At 66.0% G+C, this 19,967-nt stretch carries 18 protein-coding genes; 9 read left to right on the forward strand and 9 right to left on the reverse strand.

All coding sequences use genetic code 11. The features are described from left to right. Window positions 1-35 precede the first annotated feature (35 nt). From Q0071_RS02185 to Q0071_RS02195, 3 genes are all read right to left on the reverse strand, one after another. Window positions 36-1,322 (reverse strand): amidohydrolase family protein, encoded by a 1,287-nt coding sequence (locus tag Q0071_RS02185; RefSeq protein WP_298164823.1) that lies wholly within the window; start codon window positions 1,320-1,322, stop codon window positions 36-38. Window positions 1,323-1,362: 40 nt separating this feature from the next. Continuing rightward, a complete protein-coding gene (locus Q0071_RS02190; RefSeq protein WP_298164825.1) occupies window positions 1,363-3,399 on the reverse strand; it encodes a S9 family peptidase in 2,037 nt (678 codons plus the stop codon). Between the two features lie 98 nt (window positions 3,400-3,497). Continuing rightward, the gene (locus Q0071_RS02195; protein WP_298164827.1) at window positions 3,498-4,454 is read right to left on the reverse strand and encodes a hypothetical protein; all 957 of its coding nucleotides are present in this window, start codon (window positions 4,452-4,454) and stop codon (window positions 3,498-3,500) included. An 85-nt stretch (window positions 4,455-4,539) separates the two neighbouring features. On the opposite strand from Q0071_RS02195, the gene Q0071_RS02200 reads away from it, so the two are divergent. Beyond that, window positions 4,540-5,499, forward strand: a complete 960-nt coding sequence (locus Q0071_RS02200) for a TauD/TfdA family dioxygenase (RefSeq protein WP_298164829.1) — start codon at window positions 4,540-4,542, stop codon at window positions 5,497-5,499. Between the two features lie 10 nt (window positions 5,500-5,509). Here the strand turns inward: Q0071_RS02200 and Q0071_RS02205 are convergent, their stop codons facing one another. From Q0071_RS02205 to Q0071_RS02225, 5 genes are all read right to left on the reverse strand, one after another. Further along, window positions 5,510-6,883, reverse strand: coding sequence for a class II 3-deoxy-7-phosphoheptulonate synthase (locus tag Q0071_RS02205; protein ID WP_298164831.1), 1,374 nt, complete (start codon window positions 6,881-6,883; stop codon window positions 5,510-5,512). A 74-nt stretch (window positions 6,884-6,957) separates the two neighbouring features. Beyond that, on the reverse strand, window positions 6,958-9,057 hold the full coding sequence (locus Q0071_RS02210; protein WP_298164833.1) for a prolyl oligopeptidase family serine peptidase: 2,100 nt from the start codon (window positions 9,055-9,057) through the stop codon (window positions 6,958-6,960). A gap of 80 nt (window positions 9,058-9,137) precedes the next feature. Then, on the reverse strand, window positions 9,138-9,536 hold the full coding sequence (locus tag Q0071_RS02215) for a GFA family protein (RefSeq protein WP_298164835.1): 399 nt from the start codon (window positions 9,534-9,536) through the stop codon (window positions 9,138-9,140). Further along, window positions 9,533-12,460: a M16 family metallopeptidase gene (locus tag Q0071_RS02220; RefSeq protein WP_298164837.1), complete on the reverse strand. Its 2,928-nt coding sequence runs from the start codon at window positions 12,458-12,460 to the stop codon at window positions 9,533-9,535. Before Q0071_RS02220 ends, Q0071_RS02215 begins: the two co-directional genes overlap by 4 nt. Window positions 12,461-12,529: 69 nt before the next feature. Beyond that, window positions 12,530-13,147, reverse strand: coding sequence for an FKBP-type peptidyl-prolyl cis-trans isomerase (locus tag Q0071_RS02225; RefSeq protein ID WP_298164839.1), 618 nt, complete (start codon window positions 13,145-13,147; stop codon window positions 12,530-12,532). 151 nt (window positions 13,148-13,298) lie between these two features. On the opposite strand from Q0071_RS02225, the gene Q0071_RS02230 reads away from it, so the two are divergent. The 8 genes from Q0071_RS02230 (at window position 13,299) to Q0071_RS02265 (ending at window position 18,415) form a co-directional block, all read left to right on the forward strand. Then, window positions 13,299-13,880, forward strand: coding sequence for a NifU family protein (locus Q0071_RS02230; protein ID WP_298164841.1), 582 nt, complete (start codon window positions 13,299-13,301; stop codon window positions 13,878-13,880). Window positions 13,881-13,922: 42 nt separating this feature from the next. Beyond that, complete coding sequence (locus tag Q0071_RS02235; RefSeq protein WP_298164843.1) at window positions 13,923-14,513, forward strand: malonic semialdehyde reductase; 591 nt, start codon at window positions 13,923-13,925, stop codon at window positions 14,511-14,513. A gap of 12 nt (window positions 14,514-14,525) precedes the next feature. Next, the gene (gene tsaB, locus Q0071_RS02240; protein ID WP_298164845.1) at window positions 14,526-15,143 is read left to right on the forward strand and encodes a tRNA (adenosine(37)-N6)-threonylcarbamoyltransferase complex dimerization subunit type 1 TsaB; all 618 of its coding nucleotides are present in this window, start codon (window positions 14,526-14,528) and stop codon (window positions 15,141-15,143) included. 27 nt (window positions 15,144-15,170) lie between these two features. After that, window positions 15,171-15,659: a GNAT family N-acetyltransferase gene (locus Q0071_RS02245; RefSeq protein ID WP_298164847.1), complete on the forward strand. Its 489-nt coding sequence runs from the start codon at window positions 15,171-15,173 to the stop codon at window positions 15,657-15,659. Window positions 15,660-15,834: 175 nt separating this feature from the next. Beyond that, on the forward strand, window positions 15,835-16,278 hold the full coding sequence (locus Q0071_RS02250; protein WP_298164849.1) for a MucR family transcriptional regulator: 444 nt from the start codon (window positions 15,835-15,837) through the stop codon (window positions 16,276-16,278). 184 nt (window positions 16,279-16,462) lie between these two features. After that, window positions 16,463-16,885, forward strand: a complete 423-nt coding sequence (locus Q0071_RS02255; RefSeq protein ID WP_054122249.1) for a Fur family transcriptional regulator — start codon at window positions 16,463-16,465, stop codon at window positions 16,883-16,885. Window positions 16,886-16,931: 46 nt separating this feature from the next. Then, complete coding sequence (locus tag Q0071_RS02260) at window positions 16,932-17,729, forward strand: lysophospholipid acyltransferase family protein (protein WP_298164970.1); 798 nt, start codon at window positions 16,932-16,934, stop codon at window positions 17,727-17,729. Continuing rightward, window positions 17,726-18,415, forward strand: coding sequence for an rRNA adenine N-6-methyltransferase family protein (locus Q0071_RS02265; RefSeq protein WP_298164854.1), 690 nt, complete (start codon window positions 17,726-17,728; stop codon window positions 18,413-18,415). Before Q0071_RS02260 ends, Q0071_RS02265 begins: the two co-directional genes overlap by 4 nt. A gap of 18 nt (window positions 18,416-18,433) precedes the next feature. Here Q0071_RS02265 and Q0071_RS02270 read toward each other — a convergent pair whose 3' ends face one another. Further along, window positions 18,434-19,816: a vWA domain-containing protein gene (locus tag Q0071_RS02270; protein WP_298164856.1), complete on the reverse strand. Its 1,383-nt coding sequence runs from the start codon at window positions 19,814-19,816 to the stop codon at window positions 18,434-18,436. Window positions 19,817-19,967: the final 151 nt, after the last annotated feature.

The raw sequence follows: 19,967 nt of genomic DNA on the forward strand, positions 1-19,967 counted from the left end.
GGCAAAGCGAGGGGGCGCGCCCCCAGCAAAAGTGCTCAGCGCACCACCTCGCCGCCCTTCATCACATGGGCGACGCGGGCCAGCACGGTGATATCGGCGGTGGGATCGCCCGGCACTGCGATCATGTCGGCTAAATGCCCGGCCGAAAGCGCGCCGACGTCCTTGCTCCAGCCCATCAGCTCCGCCGCACTGGTGGTGGCAGACTGGATCGCCTGCATCGGCGTCATCCCGTAGCGCACCATATAGGCAAACTGGCGTGCGTTCTCGCCGTGCGGATAGACCCCGGCGTCGGTGCCGAACGAGAGCTTTACGCCAGCCTTGACTGCCTTGCGGAAGGCCAGGCGCTGCGCCTCGGTCGTCTCGTCGTTCTTGCGCAGGTAGTTCTCTGGCCAGTGCTCCTTGCGCCCGACATCGGCGATGTAGTCGCCGTTGTAGATATCCATGTCGAGCCAGACACCCTTGGCCTTGGCGAGCGCGATGCCTTCATCATCGATCAGGCTGGCGTGTTCGATCGCGCGGACCCCGGCGCGGATCGCGGCCTTGATCCCGGCCGCGCCGTGGGCATGCGCGGTGACCCATGACTTGCGTGCTGCGGCAACTTCGACCGCTGCGCGCATCTCGTCCTCGGTCAGCTCCTGCTGGCCCGCCTCGGTGCCGCTCGCCAGCACTGCGCCGGTGGCGATGAGCTTGATCGAGTCCGCGCCGTGCTGGAACAAGTAGTTGACCTTGGCCCGCGCGTCAGCCGCATCGGTGATCACGCCGGCCCGCATATCCTCCGGAATGCGCACCTCGGGCGAGAAGCCGGTCACTTCCCCCCCGCCGCCGGGCACGGTGACATAGGCACCGACAGCCTGCATGCGCGGCCCAATCACATCACCGCGATTGATCGCCTCGCGCAGTTCGACATCGGCGAATGCGCGGAAGGACCCGACATCGTGCACCGTGGTGAAGCCCGCCATCAGCGTGGTGCGGGCATTGCGCGCGCCGATATAGGCGATCTCCATCGGCGAATGGAGCAGCGGTTCCGCCACGTTGGCGGTCTGCCCGGTGTCGGCCAGGTGGACGTGACAATCGATGAGGCCCGGCAGGACGGTGAACGCCGACCAATCAACCACCTTCGCGCCCTTCGGTGCGGGGCCATCGGGCAGCACCGCGGCCACGCGGCCATCCTCCACCCGCAGCAGCCGCGCGCCCAGCACCACACCGGCTTCCGGATCAACGAGGTGCCCGGCCCGGACATAGAGCGTTTCGGCAAAGGCCGGTGTGGCGGCAGGCATGGCGGCGGCCAGGCCGATTGCGGCGGCGAGAAGAACGCGGATCATGCACGGCATCCTGCCCCATCCGCACCGACTTGGCGAGTGCTCAGGACGCCGGGTTGTACTTCGCGAGGAAGGCCTCCAGCTTGTCGAGCCAGAGCTGCTGGTTGGCATCGCTCGAGAACCCGTGGCCTTCCCCCTTCATCGTAACGAACTCATAGGATTTGCCCGCCTTCGCCAGCGCATCCGCGTAGAGCTTCGATTGCTTGTAGGGCACGCGCTGGTCCGCATCACCGTGCACGATCAGCAGCGGCACCTTGAGCTTGTCGATCGCATAGAGCGGCGAGACGGTGGTGAGGTCGAACGTTTCGTCGCCCTGCACCGTCTTGCGCCAATCCTTGCGGTACCGCTTCGAGATCTTGAACGTGATCTGGTACTTGAGCTGCCGCTTGAGGTCTGAAATTCCCGCAAAGCTGGCCGCGCAGCGATAGCGCTCCGGATTGCGCACCGCCCCCCACAGCGCGGCGTAGCCACCATAGGAACTGCCAACGATGCACACCCGCTTGGGATCGATCGTGCCCTGCTTTGCCAGCCAGTCCATCCCGTCGTCGAGATCGTCCTGCATGGCGCGGCCCCACTGGCCCTCGCCCTTTTCGTAGAACGCCTTGCCATAGCCGCCCGAGCCGCGAAATTCGGGCTGCAGCACCGCATACCCCCGGTTGGCGAGGAACTGAACGTCGACATCGAAGGTGCCATCATCGCGCACATCATAGGGCCCGCCGTGCGGCAGGATGACCAGCGGAAGGTTCTTCGCCTCATGGCCTTTCGGCAGGGTGAGGTAGGCTGGAACAGCGAGCCCGTCGCGCGTCTTGTAGGACGTGTAGCGCGTCGGGCTTAGCTGCGAAGGCTTCAGCTTCTCGTTGGCCTGCGCGAAGAGCTGCATGATCCCTGCGGCCTGATCGAACACATAGTAGCGGCCCGGATCGTTGGAACCGCCGATGTGCACGAGCATGCGGGCGCGGTCCCGCGAGTAGCTGACAATCGTCGCCATGCGATCGCCCACCGCGCCGGTCACGGCCTGGTCGATAGCGTCCTGTACTTTGGCAAGTTCGGCATCGAACCAGTGCGCGCGCGGGCGATCATCGGTGAACCATGCGGCATAGAGATTGGCGCCATCGAACTGCGTATCGAAATCGTCGATATCGACTCCCGGCGCCTCGAACACCATCTCACCGCGCTTGCGGGTGGCGAAATTGAAGCGCCACAGCGCGTAGCGTCCGGTCGCCTCGTTGAGCATGATCCGGTAGCCATCGTCGCTGCCCTGGTAGATGCGGAACGCATCGAACCCGGCCTCGTCATCATCGTTGCCGGCGCGCACCACGGTGCGGAAGCCCTCGCCGTCCTTGGCGCGGTAGATCATCTTCCAGCTGCTGTCGCCGAAGACGAAGCCCGCGCGCACCACGCCCTTGTCATCGGCGTACCAGTCCCACAGCCCGTCACGCGGGGCCACGACCTGCTTTGCCTTGTTCGTGGCGAGATCGATCGTGGAAACGCTCGGGTAGTCGTAGATGGTCTGCTGGAAGGCGAGGAGGATCGACTTGCCTTCGGGATCGACCCAGAGCACGTCATCGCCGATCAGGCCTTCGGTCTTGCCGCCGATAAAGCGCTGTTCACTTGTCGCGACATCGTAGACGACCAGCCGCGTCTGCCAGGCATCATCGCCTTCCCAGTCGACCGTCTTGCCCACGCTGAACAGTACACGGCCATTGCCGGCCCAGCGGAACCAGTTGAAATCGAGCGAGGCACCAGGATTGAGGAGCTTCGTCTCACCGGTCTCGGGCGTAAAGAAGCCCAGCAGCTTCTGCCCTTTCATCGTGACATAGGCCGCGATCCGCTTGCCATCCGGCGAAAGGCGCGGGGAGGAGAGGAACGGCAGCGCCGAAAGGATCGCGGTCGGGATCTTCTCCGATAGGCCAGCCGGAGCCATTGCGGTGGCTGGCGCGGCTGCGGGTGTGGGAGCAGGTGCGGCAGCAGCGGGGGGATCGGCAGCCAATGCCGCAACGGGCGCGAGTGCCGCCGTTATGGCGAACAGCGCGCGTGCGGCACGCAGCCTCAACCTGCCGTCACCCAATACCTTTTTCATGACGCCCCCGCGTACCTGAATCGAAGCGGGAGGCTAGGCTGAGTGCGCGGGAGGCTCAAGCCCGGACGGTATCCCAACTGGCAGGACGACTTGTTTCGTCAGACCTCTGCGGCACCCATACGTGCTTCAAGATCTGCCAGATCGGGCGCCGCGCGCTGCGCCGCCATGCGGACTTGCGCCAGTTCACCCGCGAGTTCGCGCTGCAAGGCCGCGCGCCGTTCAAGCCGCGCCGCATTGCTGAACGCGAGCCCGGGCCGCTTGGAATACGTGCTGAAAAGCGCCCCGCCCGCCACTTCGGCAATCCGCGCCGGTTCGGCCTGCCGGCCAAGCCGGGGAGCCAGCGCCGCAAGCGTGGTGGCGGGATCCGCATAGAACCGTTCGGCATCGAGCGTGCAGGCCTGCGGCAGCGCGGCGAGCGTGGCGGCAAAGGCGCGCATCTGCCACAGCCAGAGCGCGGCGAGGCACTCCGCATCGTTCGCCCCTGGCGCCACGCCCGCAAACCGCGCCGCGATATCGCGCACCCAGCCGCGATGCTGCGGACTTCGCAGGACCGCGAGCGCATAGTCATCAAGGCCGAGGTAGAGCAGGACTGCGGGCGCAGCCGGATCGGCGGCGGCAATGGCTGGCAGCAGCGCATTGACCGGGACGTTCGCCTTGATCAGCGTCGGCTCGTCCCCGCCATAACGCCGGGAAAGCATGGCAAGCACCAGCCCCAGCCGCGCCGCATCCGGCGCAAAGGCCAGCTGGCGCAGCGCCATCGGTTCACGCAGCACGAGGCCGGGCGAGATCGCCTCCAGCGCGCGCGCCAGCAGGGTGGAGCCGCAATGCGCGACATGAAAGATCCACGCGGTGGTGCGCGGTGGCGGCACTACCTCGGCCAGCCGTGCCGCGCCGACCCGTGCCGCGCCGTCTCGCGCCGGAGAAATCCGCGCATCAAGAAAGATCGAGCGTGCATAGGCCGCCCGGTCCATCGGCACGATCACGGCATCCGCTCCTTCGAAGGAATGGAGAAAGTGATCGGGCGAGGCGGCAATTTCGGCAGGTGTCAGCGGCATTGCGCGAGCATAGCGGGAATTACCCGGAGCCGCACTCCCCTCCCGCTTGCGGGAGGGGCCGGGGGTGGGTTAGGCCGCAAGAGCCATGGCCCAGATCGATCCCCCCGCGCCCGGACGCCCCTATGCGGTGCTGACGCCGACCGGCTCGGAGACGCTCGGCGCGACTGATCCGGCGCAAGTAGAGGCCGTCTACAAGACGCATGGTGCGCTGCTGCTGCGCGGCTTCGGGGCTGATCTTGATGCTTTCCGCCGCTTCGCTCGCAGCCTTTGCGCCACTGCCGTGATCAACGAAACGCCGGGCCGCGCGGTGCTCGATGCGGCGCAGGCCATCCAGGGCGTCGATGGCGGGACGAATGCCTTCGCGCTCCACCCGGAACTCGCGCGGGAGCCGTGGAAACCCGATGCCGCGCTGTTCGGCTGCCTCAGCCCGCCGGGCACCGGGGGTGAGACCACGCTGTGCGACGGCATCGCGCTCGCCGCTGCGCTGCCGGCGCATGTGTGCAGCGGACTGGAAGGCCGACGGCTCGTGCACGTGATGGGCGTCTGGCCCGCATTGCTGCGCTTCTGGTTCGGCACCGAAGCACCTGGCGATGCCGAGCTGGCAAATCCGCCGCGCCCCCTGCCCTATCGCTTCTTCCGCATGCCCGATGGCCGCATCGCGCGCGAGTTTTCAAGGCCCGCGCTGCACCGCCCGATGTTCGCCGAAGGCCCGGCCTTCGGGAATTTCCTGCTCTTCGCGCGGTTCAACAACGGGCGCGGCAACTTCCCGCTGCTTGATGATCTGACCCCGGTGCCGGAGGACTGGCTGCAGGCGATCCAGGCGACCGGGGAGGCGCTGACCGCCGAAGTGCGCTGGCAGGCCGGCGATGTGCTGGTGCTCGACAACACCCGCTTCCTGCATGGACGGCGCGCGATCATCGACGCGGCCGAGCGGACCATCGCGACCTTCTTCGGCTATGTGCGCTTTGCCGTCCCCGATGCCGAGGAAATGGCAAATGCGCCGTGGCGGCAGGGGGATTTCAGGCCTCCGCTGCCGCCGCTTTAGCGATAACCGGTCAGGCCGCTTCGGCCTTGCGTTCGGCGCGCTCGGCGTTGAGCGCATCGGCCAGCAGGAACGCGAGCTCGATCGACTGCGCCGCATTGAGGCGCGGATCGCAGTGGGTGTGGTAGCGATCCGCCAGCCCCTCCTGCGTGATCGCGATCGCACCGCCGGTGCATTCGGTGACGTCCTGCCCGGTCATCTCGATGTGGATACCGCCGGCATGCGTGCCCTCTGCGCGGTGGACGGCGAAGAAGCCCTTCACTTCGCTGAGGATGCGGTCGAACGGACGTGTCTTGTAGCCGTTGTCCGCCTTGATCACGTTGCCATGCATCGGATCGCACGACCACACCACCGGGTGCCCTTCGCGCGCCACGGCGCGGACAAGCGCGGGGAGCCCGGCCTCGACCTTGTCATGCCCGAAGCGGCTGATGAGCGTCATGCGGCCCGGCTCGCGGCCCGGGTTCAGCGTATCGAGCATGCGCAGCAGCGCGTCCGGCGTCAGGCTCGGCCCGCACTTCATGCCGATGGGATTGCCCACACCGCGCAGGAACTCGACATGCGCCGAGCCTTCGAAGCGTGTGCGATCACCGATCCACAACATGTGCGCACTGGTGTCATACCACTGGCCGGTGAGCGAATCCTGCCGGGTCATCGCCTGCTCATACTGGAGCAGCAGCGCTTCGTGGCTGGTGTAGAACGTGGTGCCCTGCAGCTGCGGCACGGTGCTGGGGTTGACCCCGCAGGCCTCCATGAAATCGAGCGCTTCGCCAATCTTGTCGGCCATTTCGCTGAACTTGGACGCCCACGGGCTCTTGCCGATATGGTCGAGCGTCCACTGGTGGACCTGCCGCAGATTGGCATAGCCGCCAGTGGAGAACGCACGCAGCAGATTGAGGGTGGCGGCAGCCTGCGAATAGGCGCGCAGCATGCGGTCTGGATCGGGGATGCGGCTCTCGGGCGTGAACTCGATGCCGTTGATGTTGTCGCCCAGATAGCTCGGCAGCTCGACGCCGCCGATGCTTTCGACCGGCGAGGAGCGCGGCTTGGCGAACTGGCCGGCCATGCGGCCCACCTTCACGACCGGCTGCTTGCCGGCGAAAGTCAGCACCACCGCCATCTGCAGCAGCACGCGGAAGGTGTCGCGGATGTTGTTCGGGTGGAACTCGGCAAAGCTTTCGGCGCAGTCCCCGCCCTGGAGCAGAAAACCCTTGCCGGCCGCGACTTGCGCAAGATCAGCCTTCAGCGCGCGCGCCTCACCCGCGAAGACCAGCGGGGGAAACCGGGTCAGCGTTTCCTCGACCGCGGCGAGCTTCGCCGCATCGGGGTAGGTGGGCAGGTGCTTTGCTTCTGCGCCTCGCCAGCTGTTCGCATTCCAGTTGCTTGCCACGGTACTCGCTTTCCTCAAGGACGCGCGCGTTTAGCGGTACCGTAGCGGAAATGCAAAGGTTTGGCGGCGGCGCCCTAGTTCGCGTCCATCAGGCGGCGCTGGAAGTAGACCATCTCGAGCGCGGTGGTCATTGCGCTTTCCTTGAGATTGGCCCCGGCGCCATGCCCGCCTGCCGTCGTCTCGTAGTAGAGGTAGGGCAGGCCATACTCCTTCATCCGCGCGGCAAACTTGCGCGCCTGCACGGGGCCGACGCGGTCGTCCTTGGTCGTCGTCCAGATCAACGTCTCGGGGTAGGGCGCGCCGCGCTTGAGGTTCGAATAGGGCGAGGTCTTCAGCCAGAACGCCTTCTCGTCAGGGTTTGCCATGGTGCCATATTCGCCGACCCACGAGGCCCCGGCGGAGAGCTTTTCATAGCGCAGCATGTCGAGCAGCGGGATCTGGATGCTGACCGCACCGAACAGCTCGGGCCGCTGGGTGAGTTCTACGCCCATAAGCAGGCCGCCATTCGAGCCGCCGTAGATGCCGAGCTTCTTCGCGCTGGTGATCTTTCGCGCCGTGAGGTCTTCGGCAACAGCGGCGAAATCGTCGTAGATCACCTGACGCTTGGTCTTGAGCCCCGCCTCGTGCCACGCCGGGCCGAACTCGCCGCCGCCACGGATGTTTGCCACCACGAAGGCACCGCCGCGCTCAAGCCAGAGCTTGCCGGTCACTCCGCTGTAATGGGGTGTGTAGGAGACCTGGAAGCCGCCGTAGGCCGTCATCAGCGTGGGCGTCGCGCCGGTCAGCGGCATATCGGCGCGGTGGGTGATGAAATAGGGGACCTTCGTCCCGTCCTTCGAAGTCGCCTCGAACTGTTCGGTCACCAGCCCATCGGCTGCGAAACGCGCCGGGGTCTGCTTGATCTGGACCGCGGTGCCGCTGGCAACATCGACCTTCCAGAGCGCCGTGGGCAGGAGGTAGCTCTGCACCGAGACATAGGCGGTGTTGGAGGCGTGGTCGCTGGAAACCATGCTCACCGCCGCGTTGTCGGGCAAAGGCAGCACGCTCTGTTGCCAGCCGCCCGCGCTGCGGGTGAAGCGCATCGCCCGCCCGCGCACGTTGTCATAGACTGCCGCCAGCACGTGGTCGCGGGTTACCGTAACTTCGTCGGCATCGACTGACTGGCGCGGGCCCGGCGCGAAGATCAGTTCCGGCGCGGCCTTGCCTTCGGGATCGACCGCGACGAGCGCGCCGGCGGTGATCGGCTGGCCGCCTTTCGGCGTCCAATCCTCGTTGACCTGAAAGATCAGGCGGCCCTGCAGCAGGCCCTTGACAGTGCTCTTGCGCGGCACCGCAATGGGCGTGGTGCCCTGCGCCGTGACGCGGACAAATTCCGCCTCAAAGAACGTGATCCCGCGCGTGATGACCACTTCGGTATGGCCAGCGCCATCGGTGAAGCTCGCCGGAATGACGAACACATCGTCCGGCTTGCCGCGAAACAGTTCGGTGGCGGACTCAAGCGCCGAACCGCGAGCCACGCGCTTGACCACGAACGGATAGCCGCTGGCAGTCATCGTGCCAGCGCCCCAATCGCGCGCGGCGATCAGGCTGTCCGGCGTTTCCCAACTGACCCATTGCTTGGATTTGGGCAGCATGAACCCGCCGGATACGAAGCTGCGGGTGGCGAGATCGAACTCGCGCAGGGTATTGGCATCCTCGCCGCCATCAGAAAGCGCAACTAGGCAGCGCTTTTCGGAAGTCGGTTCGCAGTCCGCGCCCGCCCAGACCCAGTTGGCCTTCTCCGCTGCGGAAAGCGCATCGAGATCGAGCAGCGTCCGCCAGGTGGGCTCCGGCTTCTCATACTCAGTCGGCGTGGTCATGCGCCACAAGCCGTGGACGTGGGCGGCATCCTGCCAGAGATTGGCGATCTGCCCGCCGATCAGGCGCGGCATCGCGATCCGGTCGGTCGCCTCGGCAATCTTGAGCGCATCGGCGTAGAATCCGGCAAAGTGCGGATCGGCCTTGAGTACGGCGAGTGAGCGCGCGTTCTCGGCCTCGACCCAAGCCATGGCGCGCGGGGAACTGACCTCCTCGAGCCAGATATAGGGATCGCTCGGCTCAGCCACGGCTTGCGCCAGCGCCGGATGTGCGCTGGCCGACAAGGCCAAGGCCGCAAGAAGGGCGAGACGCCGCATGAAGATACTCCCTGTAGATCATGGCGTTGAGCCTATCGGCGCCCCGCATGCGGTTCAAGGCGGCAGTGGGGCAAAGTCCGCTAGTCCCAATGCTCCATGTCCTCGGCAGAGACGGTGACCCAAGGGTGCATCCGCGTCTCGAACACCGAGAAGCGCGGCGGCGGGAATGTCGGGTCGGCAAAGGCGCCGACGGGCACGGCGGTGAGATCGGGCATCGAGGCCGAAACGAACGCCACAGTCGCGCCGCAGGTGGGGCAGAAGCGGAAGGTTGCGGGCTTGCCGCTTTCCCCCACGCGCACCCATTCATGGAACGGGCCGCTGAGCTCGACCTGATCCAGCGGCCAGCGCGCCTGCACTGCAAACGCACTGCCGCTGCGCTTCTGGCATTCGAGGCAGTGGCAGACCGAGACGCGCACCGGTTCGCCCGTGCAGGTTGCGGTCAGCCCGCCGCACCGGCACGTGGCGATCCGCCGGGTCATTTCCCCGGCACGACCCTGAGCCGCCACGCCTTGCCCGGCACCAGATAGCGCTTGGCCAGCGTCTGCAGTCGCTCCGGCGTGATGGCGCTGTAGTCCGAGAGGATCGAGCGGATCTGCGTGAACTTGTCCGGATCGAGCGCACCGCCTTCGAGCTGGTACATGTAGAACCCGTTGCCGGTGCTCGCGCGGGTGATGAGCTGCTTCATCGGCTCGGTCACGCGTGCGATCTCATCCGGCGTTGCGGGTGCAGCGGCCAGATCGGCGGCGATCTTGTCGGTCGCACCGAAGAAAGCCGGGAGATCGCCAGGGCGCAACTGGCTCATCGCGGCGAGGTAGCCGCCCGAGGGCAGATCCAGCGGCCAGTTGGAGGATACCTGCGGCGCATAGCTGGCGCCGATCTTCTCGCGCATCGCATCGAACAGGCGGTTGTTGAAGACCTGCGCGAGGAGTTCGAGCTGGCGCGATTCGTGGACGCCAGCGTTGCCGCCGCCGGTGGGCCAGGCGACGAGCGCCGCCGCCGTGTTGGCATCGCCATGGTGGTTGAGCGTCAGCGGATCGCCGACCGGTTCGGGCACCTTGGGGGCAAAACCGGTCGCGGGCAGCGGATCGCGCGCGGGCAGCGCACCGAACGTGCGCTCGAGCGCGGCGACGGTCTCGTCGCGGTTGAAATCGCCGAAGATATCTACCTCGATCGGCCCCTGCTTGAGGAGCGCCGACCAGACACGGCGGAAACCTTCTGGGTTCGCCCGCGCAATTTCCGCCGGATTGGGCACGGCATAGCGAGGATCGCCATCCTTGAGCAGCCAGCCCACATCACGCCCCAGCACCGAGGAGGCTGAGGCATTGGTCGATTCATAAGCCAGCCGCGCGGCGGCCTGCGCGCGGATCACCGGATTGGCATCCCAGCGCGGCATCGCCAGCTTGGCCGCGAAGAGGTAAAGCTGGTCGGCCAGGTCTGCTGGCCGCGTATCGGCCGAGAACTTGAAAGTCGTATCGTCGATATCGAAATCGAGGCTGAGCTTGCGGCCCGTCGCCAGCCGGTCGAGATCTTCGCGCCCGACAGTGCCGAAGCCGCTGTCCATCAGCGCTGTTTCGCCCAGCGAGGCGTAGACCGCATCCTTGGGATCGATCACCGCATAACCGCCGCCGAAGTGGACACGCACGATCACCCGGCCCGGTTCGGCCTCGTTCGACCAGAGCAGCGCCTTCACGCCGTTCGAAAGCTCGATCCGCTCGATCCCGAGCAGGCCGGTGCCTTCGGCGTTCGCGAGCTTGCCGGGCTGGCCGATCGGCGGCAGGTCCTTGAAGCTCAAGGAACTGGCGGCAAGGCGGCTGCCCGAAGACGGCGCTACCGGCGCCTGCAGCGCGGCGCGCAAGTCCGCTTCGGTGCCATCGGTCGCCTTGGGAGTGATCAGCACGGGGCGGATCACGGTTCCCTTGAACAGCGCGCGGGTGTGATCGAGCACTGCTGCCGGGGTAAACAGCGGGATCGACGAGCGGAAGATGCTGTAGACCGTATCGGGATTGGCCACCGTCTCGCGAATGTCGACCGCATCGGTGATGTCGTCCGCCAGCTTCGATCCGGCGAGCGTCTCCTGCGTTTCGACCGGCACCTTGAAGGCCACGTCGAACTCGGCCACCTCGCGGGCGATTTCCTCTTCGGTCGGCGGCGTTGCCAGCGCATCGGCGATAACTGCGCGGACATCTTTGACCGCAGCCTTCCAGTCGTCGGTCAGCGGGGTCACCGTCACCAGCGTGGCGTCGGCGGAGCGGCTGATGCGCTGCTGCTCGACCGAGGCGGCGAGGAAGCTGCCCCCAGCGCGCGCCCGGCCTTCGAGCCGGCGATTGATGATCGCGATGCCCAGCCGGTCGATCATCAGGCCCTGATTGTAGACGATCGTATCCTGCACTTTGTGCCACGGCCGCAGCACGGCATAATTGAAAACGCGCGGCAGATCGGGCTCAACCATGACTTTGGCATCGCCCACCGGATTTGCGGGATCACCGCCGACGGGCGGCTTTGGCGCACCGAAATCAGGGAGCGGCGGGCGCTTGCCCTTGGCAAAGCTCGCGCCCTTCCAGGTGCCGAACCACTGCTTGATGCGGGCGATCAGCGCCTCCGGATCGGCATCGCCGGCGACAACGATGACCGCATTGTCAGGACGGTACCATGCATCGTGGAACGCCTTGACCTTGGCCGGGGTTGCCGCGTTCAGCGTTTCCTCGGTCCCGATGGGCGAACGGCTGCCGAGCGGCTGGCCTGCGAAGAAAATGGCGCGCGTACCATCGAGGATGCGCGTCTGCGGGCCCGAGCGCTCGCGCATTTCGGCAAGCACGATCGGCACTTCGGTCTTCACGCCCACATCGGTGAAGATCGGCGCGGTGATCATGCCGGAAAGCAGGCGGAAGGTCTCGTCGAGCTTGGCGGGTGAAACGTCGGGAATGTCGAGCTTGTAGACGGTCTGCGTCGGGCTCGTCTCGGCATTGGTATCGCTGCCGAAAGTAGCGCCGAGCCGCTGCCAGGCGGGGATCGCCTCACCCGCCTTGAGGTATTTCGAATCGCGGAAGGTCAGGTGCTCGATCAGGTGCGCATAGCCGCGCTGCGGATCGGTTTCATAAAGCGAGCCCGCATCGATCAGCATGCGCACCGAAACCTGGCCTGGCGGCACGCCGTTGCGGCGCACGGCATAGCGCAGGCCATTGGGCAGGACACCGAAGATCCACGCCTTGTCCTGCGGCACATCGCTGCCGCGATAGAGCCAGGGGCCCGAACCGCTTGCCGTCTTGGGGGCCACTACCGCCGGCTTGGCCGGTGCTTTGGCAAGGACCGGTGAGGGTGCTCCAAGCAGGCCGACAAGAACGGCGGAAAGTACGGGAGCGAGAGCGCGGGGCGTACGCGGGGCGAACCGGGACAGAAAAGCCATATCCGCTGTATAGGGCGGCAAGAAATGAAGGACCAGTGAATTGGTCCCTCACCCCCTGCCGCGTTCAGATCACTTCTTCGGCTTTGCCGGAGCCGGTGCCGGGGCCGGTGCATCCGCATCCGCGCCCTGCGACGGCTGGGCCGCCTGCTTCTGCGCTTCGGCACGCATCGCCGCGATTTCGGCTTCGGTCTTGAAATCGACCAGCTCCACCTGGAAGACGAGATCGGCATTCGCCGGGATCGGCCCGGCAGCCTTTTCGCCATAACCCAGCGCCGCCGGGATGCAGAAGCGCCAGACGCTGCCCTTGTTCATCAGCTGGAGGCCTTCGGAAAAGCCCTTGATCACGCCGCCGGCGGGGAAGGCCTGGCTGACGTTCTGATCGAACACGGTGCCATCGGCGGCAAGGTAACCGATGTAGTTGACGAGCACATAGTCGGACGCACCGGGCTTTGCGCCAGCCGCATCGCGCAGCATGCGGGTGCCGAGGCCCGAGGCGGTCTTCGCGCTGCACACGCGCTGCGCTGCGGGGACGACCGGGTTCAGCGGCACCGGCAGGATCTCGGCCACGGCAGCCGGCGCGGGTGCGGGCTTGGCGGCCTGCGCCAGAGCCGAGGCCGGCATCGCGGCGCAGGCGATAAGTGAAAGGGTAAGGGCGATTCGGCGAAGGCCGCAGTGCGTGGTGCTCATGCGCGGCCCCTTAAACCAGCCTGCCTGCACCTGCCAGCGCAGAACACCGCCCCGCACACTGATGGGTGAGGCCAAGGCCTGATGTTCGGGGCCTGATTTTCGGGCGCATTCGCCCCTTGACCCCCATCGATGGCGGCCTACATGCTGAGACATGTTCATTGAAACCGAAACCACCCCGAACCCCGCCACGCTGAAGTTTCTTCCGGGCGAGATCGTCATGGCCACCGGCACGCGCGAGTTCACCTCGCCCGAGGCGGCAGCGGCATCTCCGCTGGCGGAAGCGCTCTTCTCGATGGGCGATGTGACGGGCGTACTTTACGGGCGCGATTTCATCGCGGTGACGATCGCGCCGGGCTCCGAATGGGCACCGCTCAAGCCGCAGGTGCTCGCCCTGCTGCTCGATCATTTCGTGGCGCAGGCGCCGCTGTTCACCTCGGCCGGCGCGGACTTCGTGGTTCCCGGCGAGGCGGAGGATGACACGCACTACGGCGATGATCCGGCCGATGCCGAGATCGTCGAGCAGATCAAGGACCTGATCGAAACCCGCGTGCGCCCGGCCGTGGCGAACGATGGCGGCGACATCATCTATCGCGGCTTCCGCGAAGGCGTGGTCTACCTCAAGATGCAGGGCGCCTGCTCGGGCTGCCCCTCGTCCACCGCCACGCTCAAGCACGGAATTGAATCGCTGCTCAAGCACTACGTGCCCGAAGTCAGCGAAGTGCGCGCCGCCTGATCCCGATCCCCCGAAGGCCCGATCCCCCGAAGGTTTGCCCCGATGTCCCTGCCGCTTGATGACACCGCGCTTGATCAGGTGTTCCGCACCGCCCGCACCTACAACGGCTATCTCGACAAGCCGGTGAGCGAGGAGCAGCTTCACGCGATCTGGGACCTGATGAAGATGGGGCCGACCTCGGCCAACCAGATGCCCGCGCGGCTCGTCTGGTGCGTGAGCGATGAGGCGAAGGAAAAGCTCGCCGCCTGCGCCGGGGGCACGAACCCTGACAAGATCCGCAAGGCACCCGTCAGCGTGATCATCGGCATGGACATCGATTTCCACGAGCAGCTGCCCTGGCTGTTCCCCCATGCCGATGCAAAGAGCTGGTTCGAGGGCAACGAAGCGCTGCGCGAGGTTTCCGCCATGCGCAACTCGACGCTGCAGGGCGCCTACTTCATCATCGCCGCACGCATGGTGGGTCTTGATACAGGGCCGATGTCGGGCTTCAACAATGCGGCGGTGGATGCGGCGTTCTTTGCCGGCACGCGCGTGAAGTCCAACTTCATTTCAACGCTGGGCTACGGCGATCCGGCCACGATCTTCGCGCGCAGCCCCCGGCCTGATTTCGCCACCTTCAACACGCTGGCCTGAGGCGGCACGCACTTGCGCCGGCTGGTGATCGACAGCGCCACCGAAGCCTGTTCGGTGGCCTTGTTCGACGATGGAGAACTGGTGGCGGGCACCCATGCCATGCTCGGGCGTGGCCATGCCGAACAGCTTGTGCCGATGATCGCCGCTTTGCCCGGCAAGGGCCGAGCCGACCGCATCGCCGTCAACGCCGGCCCTGGCAGTTTCACCGGCATTCGCGTGGGCCTTGCCGCCGCGCGCGCGCTGGCGCTGGCGTGGGGCGTACCGCTCGAAGGCTATGCCTGCCTCGCGCTCGTCGGTGCGATGGCCCGCGCCGCACATGGCGGGAACGCCATCGACGTGGTGATGAGCGGCGGACACGGCGAGTGGTTCTTCCAGCCCTTCGCGGCAGACGGCACCGCGCTGGCCGAACCGGCATCATTGCTACCGGATGCGGCGACGGAGCGCTCGCAGGCGCTGGTCGTGGTCGGCAGCCAGGCCGAGGCGCTGGCCGCGCGGCGCGGCGGCACGCCTGCCGCCTATCCGCTCTGGCCCGATGCGCGCGCATTTGCGCTGCTCGGCCGCGATGCCCTGCGCCCCGATCCCACGCCCCGCTATGGCCGCGCACCCGATGCGCGGCTTCCGGTTGCGTGATGGCGACCGCGTGAAGGCAGCTTTGCCATGAACTACAACGCGCCCGGCAGCGTCGATGATATCGACCGGATCATGGAAGTCATGACCGGCGCCTTCGCGCCCGAGTACGGAGAAGCATGGAACCGCCGTCAGGTTTCGGACTCGCTCCTGCTTACCGGAACCGGTTACTGCCTGATTGGCGCAGAGGGATCATTCGATCCGAACCTCGCAGAACCCGTGGCAGGGTTTGCCCTTACCCGGTCGATCTTCGACGAGGAAGAACTGCTGCTCTTCGCCGTACTTCCCCAGTATCGCGGCAAAGGTCTGGGGGCTTCACTGCTGACCCAAGTCATCGCACGGGCGCGTTTGCGGGGCATCCGGCGGCTATTTCTCGAAATGCGGCGGAACAATCCCGCCGGCAAGCTATACACGGGCTTTGGCTTCCGGACTGTCGGCATAAGAGCCGGATACTACCGCACAGCCAGCGGCGAGCGACTGGATGCACTCAGTCAGGAACTGTATATTGCGGACAATTAGGCATATTTACCTGTATCGACCTGTGCTTGGGAGAATTCTGGCGGAAAAATGACCTGATTGGCCCGCAATGGTTGTAACTCTGTTGCGCAGGCGTATATGCGGTCCAGTCTACTCTGGACTCACTGAGCCTTGACTGGGCAAAAAGAAGATAACAACCGCAAAAGGTACGGGTACAATGAGTGAAATCGAAAACGATATGCGGGAAACGCTGATCACGCTCACATCAGACATCGTCTCAGCCCACGTCAGCAACAACAGCGTCGCTGTTAACGACCTGCCGATGCTGATCAGCAATGTCTATGCCGCGCTGGCTGGCCTCAATCCCACGCAACCGGCAGCAGAACCGGCTCCTGAACCCGCGGTTTCGATCCGCGCTTCGGTGAAGAACGATCACATTGTCTGCCTTGAAGACGGCAAGAAGCTCAAGATGCTCAAGCGCCATCTGATGACGCGCTACAACATGACCCCGGATCAATATCGCGCCCGCTGGAACCTGCCGGCAGACTACCCGATGGTCGCTCCGGCCTATGCTGAAAAGCGCCGCGAACTGGCCAAGAAGATCGGCCTCGGCCGCAAGCCTGCGCCCAAGCGTGGCCGCAGCGCCAAGGCTGCCGGCTAAGCTGCCTGAAGCCGGCCAAGGCCGGCCCGGAACCGGCGAGGCCTCCATTCTTTTGCGCGTGGCCTCGCCGTGTTCACTTTTCCCCGATCCGGGCCTGATACTGCCCGCAAATCGACAGCGCGCCGGTTGAAGAATTGGCGCAGCAAACTATGCTGCACGCAATCTAACCGGATGGGCCGCAAGCTTGCACCAGGCAATCGACATCGAAGCGCTTTGCGCGGAACGGGGTCTCAGGATCACCGAACAACGCCGCGTGATCGCGCAGGTGCTGTCGGAGAGCGACGACCATCCCGATGTCGAGAAGCTGCATGAGCGCGCATCGGCGCGCGATCCGCGCATTTCCATCGCCACGGTCTACCGCACCGTCCGCCTCTTCGAGGAGGCGGGGATCCTTGATCGCCACGATTTCGGCGATGGCCGCGCCCGATATGAGGCGACGCCCGAGGCGCACCACGACCATCTGATCGATGTCGAGACCGGAAAGGTCATCGAATTCGTCGATCCGGAGCTTGAGGCGCTGCAGCGCCAGATTGCCGAACGGCTTGGCTACCGCCTCGTCGACCACCGCATGGAGCTATATGGTGTCAAGTCTGATCGCGAGGCGTAAGGCCCGCCGCCAGGTCGGCCCGGAACGCGGCGCAGCCATCACCTGGATGGGCTGGATGCGGATCGTGCTGCGCGGTGTGGCGCTGGTGCTGGCCATGCTGCTCTGCGTGCCGCTGCACTACCTCTACCGCGTCGTGCATTATGGCTCGCCGTTTCCCAAGCTGTTCCTGTTTCTGGCGGCGCGCATCATCGGCGCGCGTGTGCGGGTCCACGGCGTGCCGCTGAAGCGCGATGTGTTTTATATCTCGAACCATCTTTCGTGGGTGGATATCCTTGCGCTTGGCGGGGCCAGCGGCACGGCCTTCGTTGCCAAGGCCGAATTGTCGCAAGCGCCGATCGTCGGCTGGCTCGCGCGGATCAACCGCACCGTGTTCGTGAGCCGTGAGGACCGGATGGGCGTGGCAGACCAGATCAACCGCCTCAAGGAAGCGCTGGCCGACAACTGGTCGATCACCGTGTTCCCTGAAGGCACCTGCACCGATGGCAAATCGCTGCTCCCCTTCAAGACCTCGATGCTGCGCGTGCTGGAGCCGCCGCCGCCGGGCGTGATGGTGCAGCCGGTGGTGCTCGATTATGGCCGCGTCGCCGAATGGATCGGTTGGATCGGCACGGAAGACGGTGTTTCCAACGGCAAGCGCATTCTCTCACGTCGTGGTTCGTTCCGGCTCGAGGTTCACTTCCTCGAACCATTCGATCCGCAGGGGCTGGCCGGACGCAAGGCGATCGCCGCCGAAGCGCGCCGCCGCATCGAACCCGCGCTGGAAGCCGCATTGGGTGAACCGCTGCGGCCCTTCGCTTTCGATGTCGCGCCCGTACGCTACGAAGCGGCCAAGAGCGCGGCGTGAAGCTGAAGCTCAAGCCCGGCATGGCGCGCCGTCCGCGCCAGGTGGTGCACAAGCTGGCCAGCGCGGTGCGCCGCAAGATCAATCTCCAGAAAGCCCGCCATCGCAGCACCCCGGCCAGAGAGGCCAATGGCCCGCCCGAGGCTTTGCTTGGCCTGCGCCGCCTTGTTGCCAATCCGCGGCGGTTCGGCGGCTTCGTCAGTGGTCCTGCGCTGGCAGCGGCCATCACTGCCGAAATCGATCCGGCGGCCGGTCCCGTGCTCGAACTCGGCCCCGGCACCGGCGTGTTCACGCGCGCCCTCATCGCGCGCGGTGTTCCCGAGAGCAATCTGATCCTGGTCGAGGCTGACCATCTGCTCGCCGCACGGCTGCGCACGGCCTTTCCGCAGGCGCTCGTGCTGGCCCACAAGGCGGCCAGCGTAACCGAAGACATGCTTCAGGGCCGCAGCCCGGCCGCCGTGGTGAGCGGCCTGCCGCTGCTCAACTTTCCCAGCCGCGAGGTGGAGAGCATCGTCGCCACCGCGTTCGGCTTCTGCACGCCGGATGCCGCGCTTTACCAGTTCACCTATGGCCCGAAGTGCCCGGTGCGCGAAGAGATCATGGCCCGGCTGGGCCTCTCCGCGCACCGCACCGCGCGCGTGTGGCGAAACGTGCCACCGGCATCGGTTTACTGCATTACCCGCAACTGATCCCGTGCAGATCGGCGGTCAGCCCTGCTGCCGCCGCTGATCCTGCCCGCGTTGCTGCGCGATGCTGCAGCGTCCGCGATCATAACCACCGACCGCGCGGATGACATCGCCCTGACGCGGCTCGACGCGCTTCCCCGTGGCAATGCCGGCCAGCACGCGCGCCACCATCGTATCGAGCCGGGTAACCAGATAGCACGCGACATCCGGCTCGGCATGGCTATCACCAACGCCGCTGTCATCGGTCAGGAAGATGTACCGCCCCTGCGTCAACGCGGCCATCGAGCGCAGGACATATTGGGCACTGTCTTCCACCCCGCTCGCCGCAACGGGAACGATCTGCACGCCGCGGCTGCGCAGCTGCTGCGTCGCGTCGAGCGTGGCGCCGATCGCATCCGCATGCGGCGGCGCATCGGTCACGAGCAGCACGGCCTTGGCCGCATCCGGGCGCCATTGCAGGCGGCCAGCCTCCGCCACCGCCCGGTCCATCGCCTCAGGCGTATCGCCGCCGCCATCGGCATCCTGACGGGCCAGCAGCGTGCGGATCGAACCTATGTTCCCGGTCAGCGGTGTCGACTGGACGACATAGTCATCACCCTCATCGCGGTAGAGCACCACGCCGATGCGCAAGTCGATCTGGCCGGCATTGCGCTTGAGCCGCGCGACGATCGTATCGAGCTCGGCCTGGATGTACTCCATCTCGTCGCCCATGCTGCCGGTGGTGTCGATCACTAGCGCAAGGTCCATGGCGCGCGGCGCAGCGGCCAGGCCGGGAAGCGCAATCTCGACCAGCCGGCCTGCGGAAAGCGCGACGGACTTGCGCGCAGAGCCGGCCGCCCCGGTCACGGCCACGGTGGTCTTCTGGGGGATACGGTCGGCCCGCGGATAGAACGAGGCGGTCCCGTCGGCGGCGGTCACGAGGTGGAGCGGCGCGCCGGAGCGGCCGACATCGGTCTGTGCAAACGGCACCGGCCGCCCGCGTGCATCGACCACGCGGATCACCACTCGGCTGCGCGTATCGTAGAACGGCAGCGACTGGCCGCTCGCCTGGAGGAAGCGCCCGGCATAGGCGGCATATTGTCCGGGATTGAGCAGATCATCGACATCGCCCGACGTCAGCAGACCCGATTGCGGCTGGACCGGATTGGTCGGCATCGCGGGCGGTTCGATGACCACCGGCGGCGGCGCCACGGGATCGAGCATGGTCGTCTCGGTCTTGCCGCTGACAAGCCCGCCAATGGTCCATTCGGACTTCCTGGTGACCGCGCGGGCCATGGCAGGAGGCGGCGCTTCCTCTGCGATATCGACGGCAGCGGCGGCTTCTTTGGGCTTGCTGTAGCTTGTACCGGACGCCTCCGGCGCCTTTTCACTGCAGGCGGCGAGGGCAAGCAGGCTGCCCCCCATGATGAAAGTGGAAACCCTGCTAACAACAACGCAAGAGCGCATGGCGGACCTCCTTGAGGGGTCCGTTAAATCTCTACTGATTTAATTTGGATTACAAGAGCGATCTTGCATCAAGGCTGCAATTCGCATCCGCTCCGGTTGCTGCAGTTGC

Source organism: Novosphingobium sp. (genome assembly GCF_027486195.1).
Classification (GTDB): domain Bacteria; phylum Pseudomonadota; class Alphaproteobacteria; order Sphingomonadales; family Sphingomonadaceae; genus Novosphingobium.

What these genes read in the sequence shown, in the direction of transcription:
- Q0071_RS02185 (WP_298164823.1), bottom strand. Translation starts at nt 1,322, where the DNA reads ATGATCCGCGTTCTTCTCGCCGCCGCAATCGGCCTGGCCGCCGCCATG.
- Q0071_RS02190 (WP_298164825.1), bottom strand. Translation starts at nt 3,399, where the DNA reads ATGAAAAAGGTATTGGGTGACGGCAGGTTGAGGCTGCGTGCCGCACGC.
- Q0071_RS02195 (WP_298164827.1), bottom strand. Translation starts at nt 4,454, where the DNA reads ATGCCGCTGACACCTGCCGAAATTGCCGCCTCGCCCGATCACTTTCTC.
- Q0071_RS02200 (WP_298164829.1), top strand. Translation starts at nt 4,540, where the DNA reads ATGGCCCAGATCGATCCCCCCGCGCCCGGACGCCCCTATGCGGTGCTG.
- Q0071_RS02210 (WP_298164833.1), bottom strand. Translation starts at nt 9,057, where the DNA reads ATGCGGCGTCTCGCCCTTCTTGCGGCCTTGGCCTTGTCGGCCAGCGCA.
- Q0071_RS02215 (WP_298164835.1), bottom strand. Translation starts at nt 9,536, where the DNA reads ATGACCCGGCGGATCGCCACGTGCCGGTGCGGCGGGCTGACCGCAACC.
- Q0071_RS02220 (WP_298164837.1), bottom strand. Translation starts at nt 12,460, where the DNA reads ATGGCTTTTCTGTCCCGGTTCGCCCCGCGTACGCCCCGCGCTCTCGCT.
- Q0071_RS02225 (WP_298164839.1), bottom strand. Translation starts at nt 13,147, where the DNA reads ATGAGCACCACGCACTGCGGCCTTCGCCGAATCGCCCTTACCCTTTCA.
- Q0071_RS02230 (WP_298164841.1), top strand. Translation starts at nt 13,299, where the DNA reads ATGTTCATTGAAACCGAAACCACCCCGAACCCCGCCACGCTGAAGTTT.
- Q0071_RS02235 (WP_298164843.1), top strand. Translation starts at nt 13,923, where the DNA reads ATGTCCCTGCCGCTTGATGACACCGCGCTTGATCAGGTGTTCCGCACC.
- Q0071_RS02245 (WP_298164847.1), top strand. Translation starts at nt 15,171, where the DNA reads ATGAACTACAACGCGCCCGGCAGCGTCGATGATATCGACCGGATCATG.
- Q0071_RS02250 (WP_298164849.1), top strand. Translation starts at nt 15,835, where the DNA reads ATGAGTGAAATCGAAAACGATATGCGGGAAACGCTGATCACGCTCACA.
- Q0071_RS02260 (WP_298164970.1), top strand. Translation starts at nt 16,932, where the DNA reads ATGGGCTGGATGCGGATCGTGCTGCGCGGTGTGGCGCTGGTGCTGGCC.
- Q0071_RS02270 (WP_298164856.1), bottom strand. Translation starts at nt 19,816, where the DNA reads ATGGGGGGCAGCCTGCTTGCCCTCGCCGCCTGCAGTGAAAAGGCGCCG.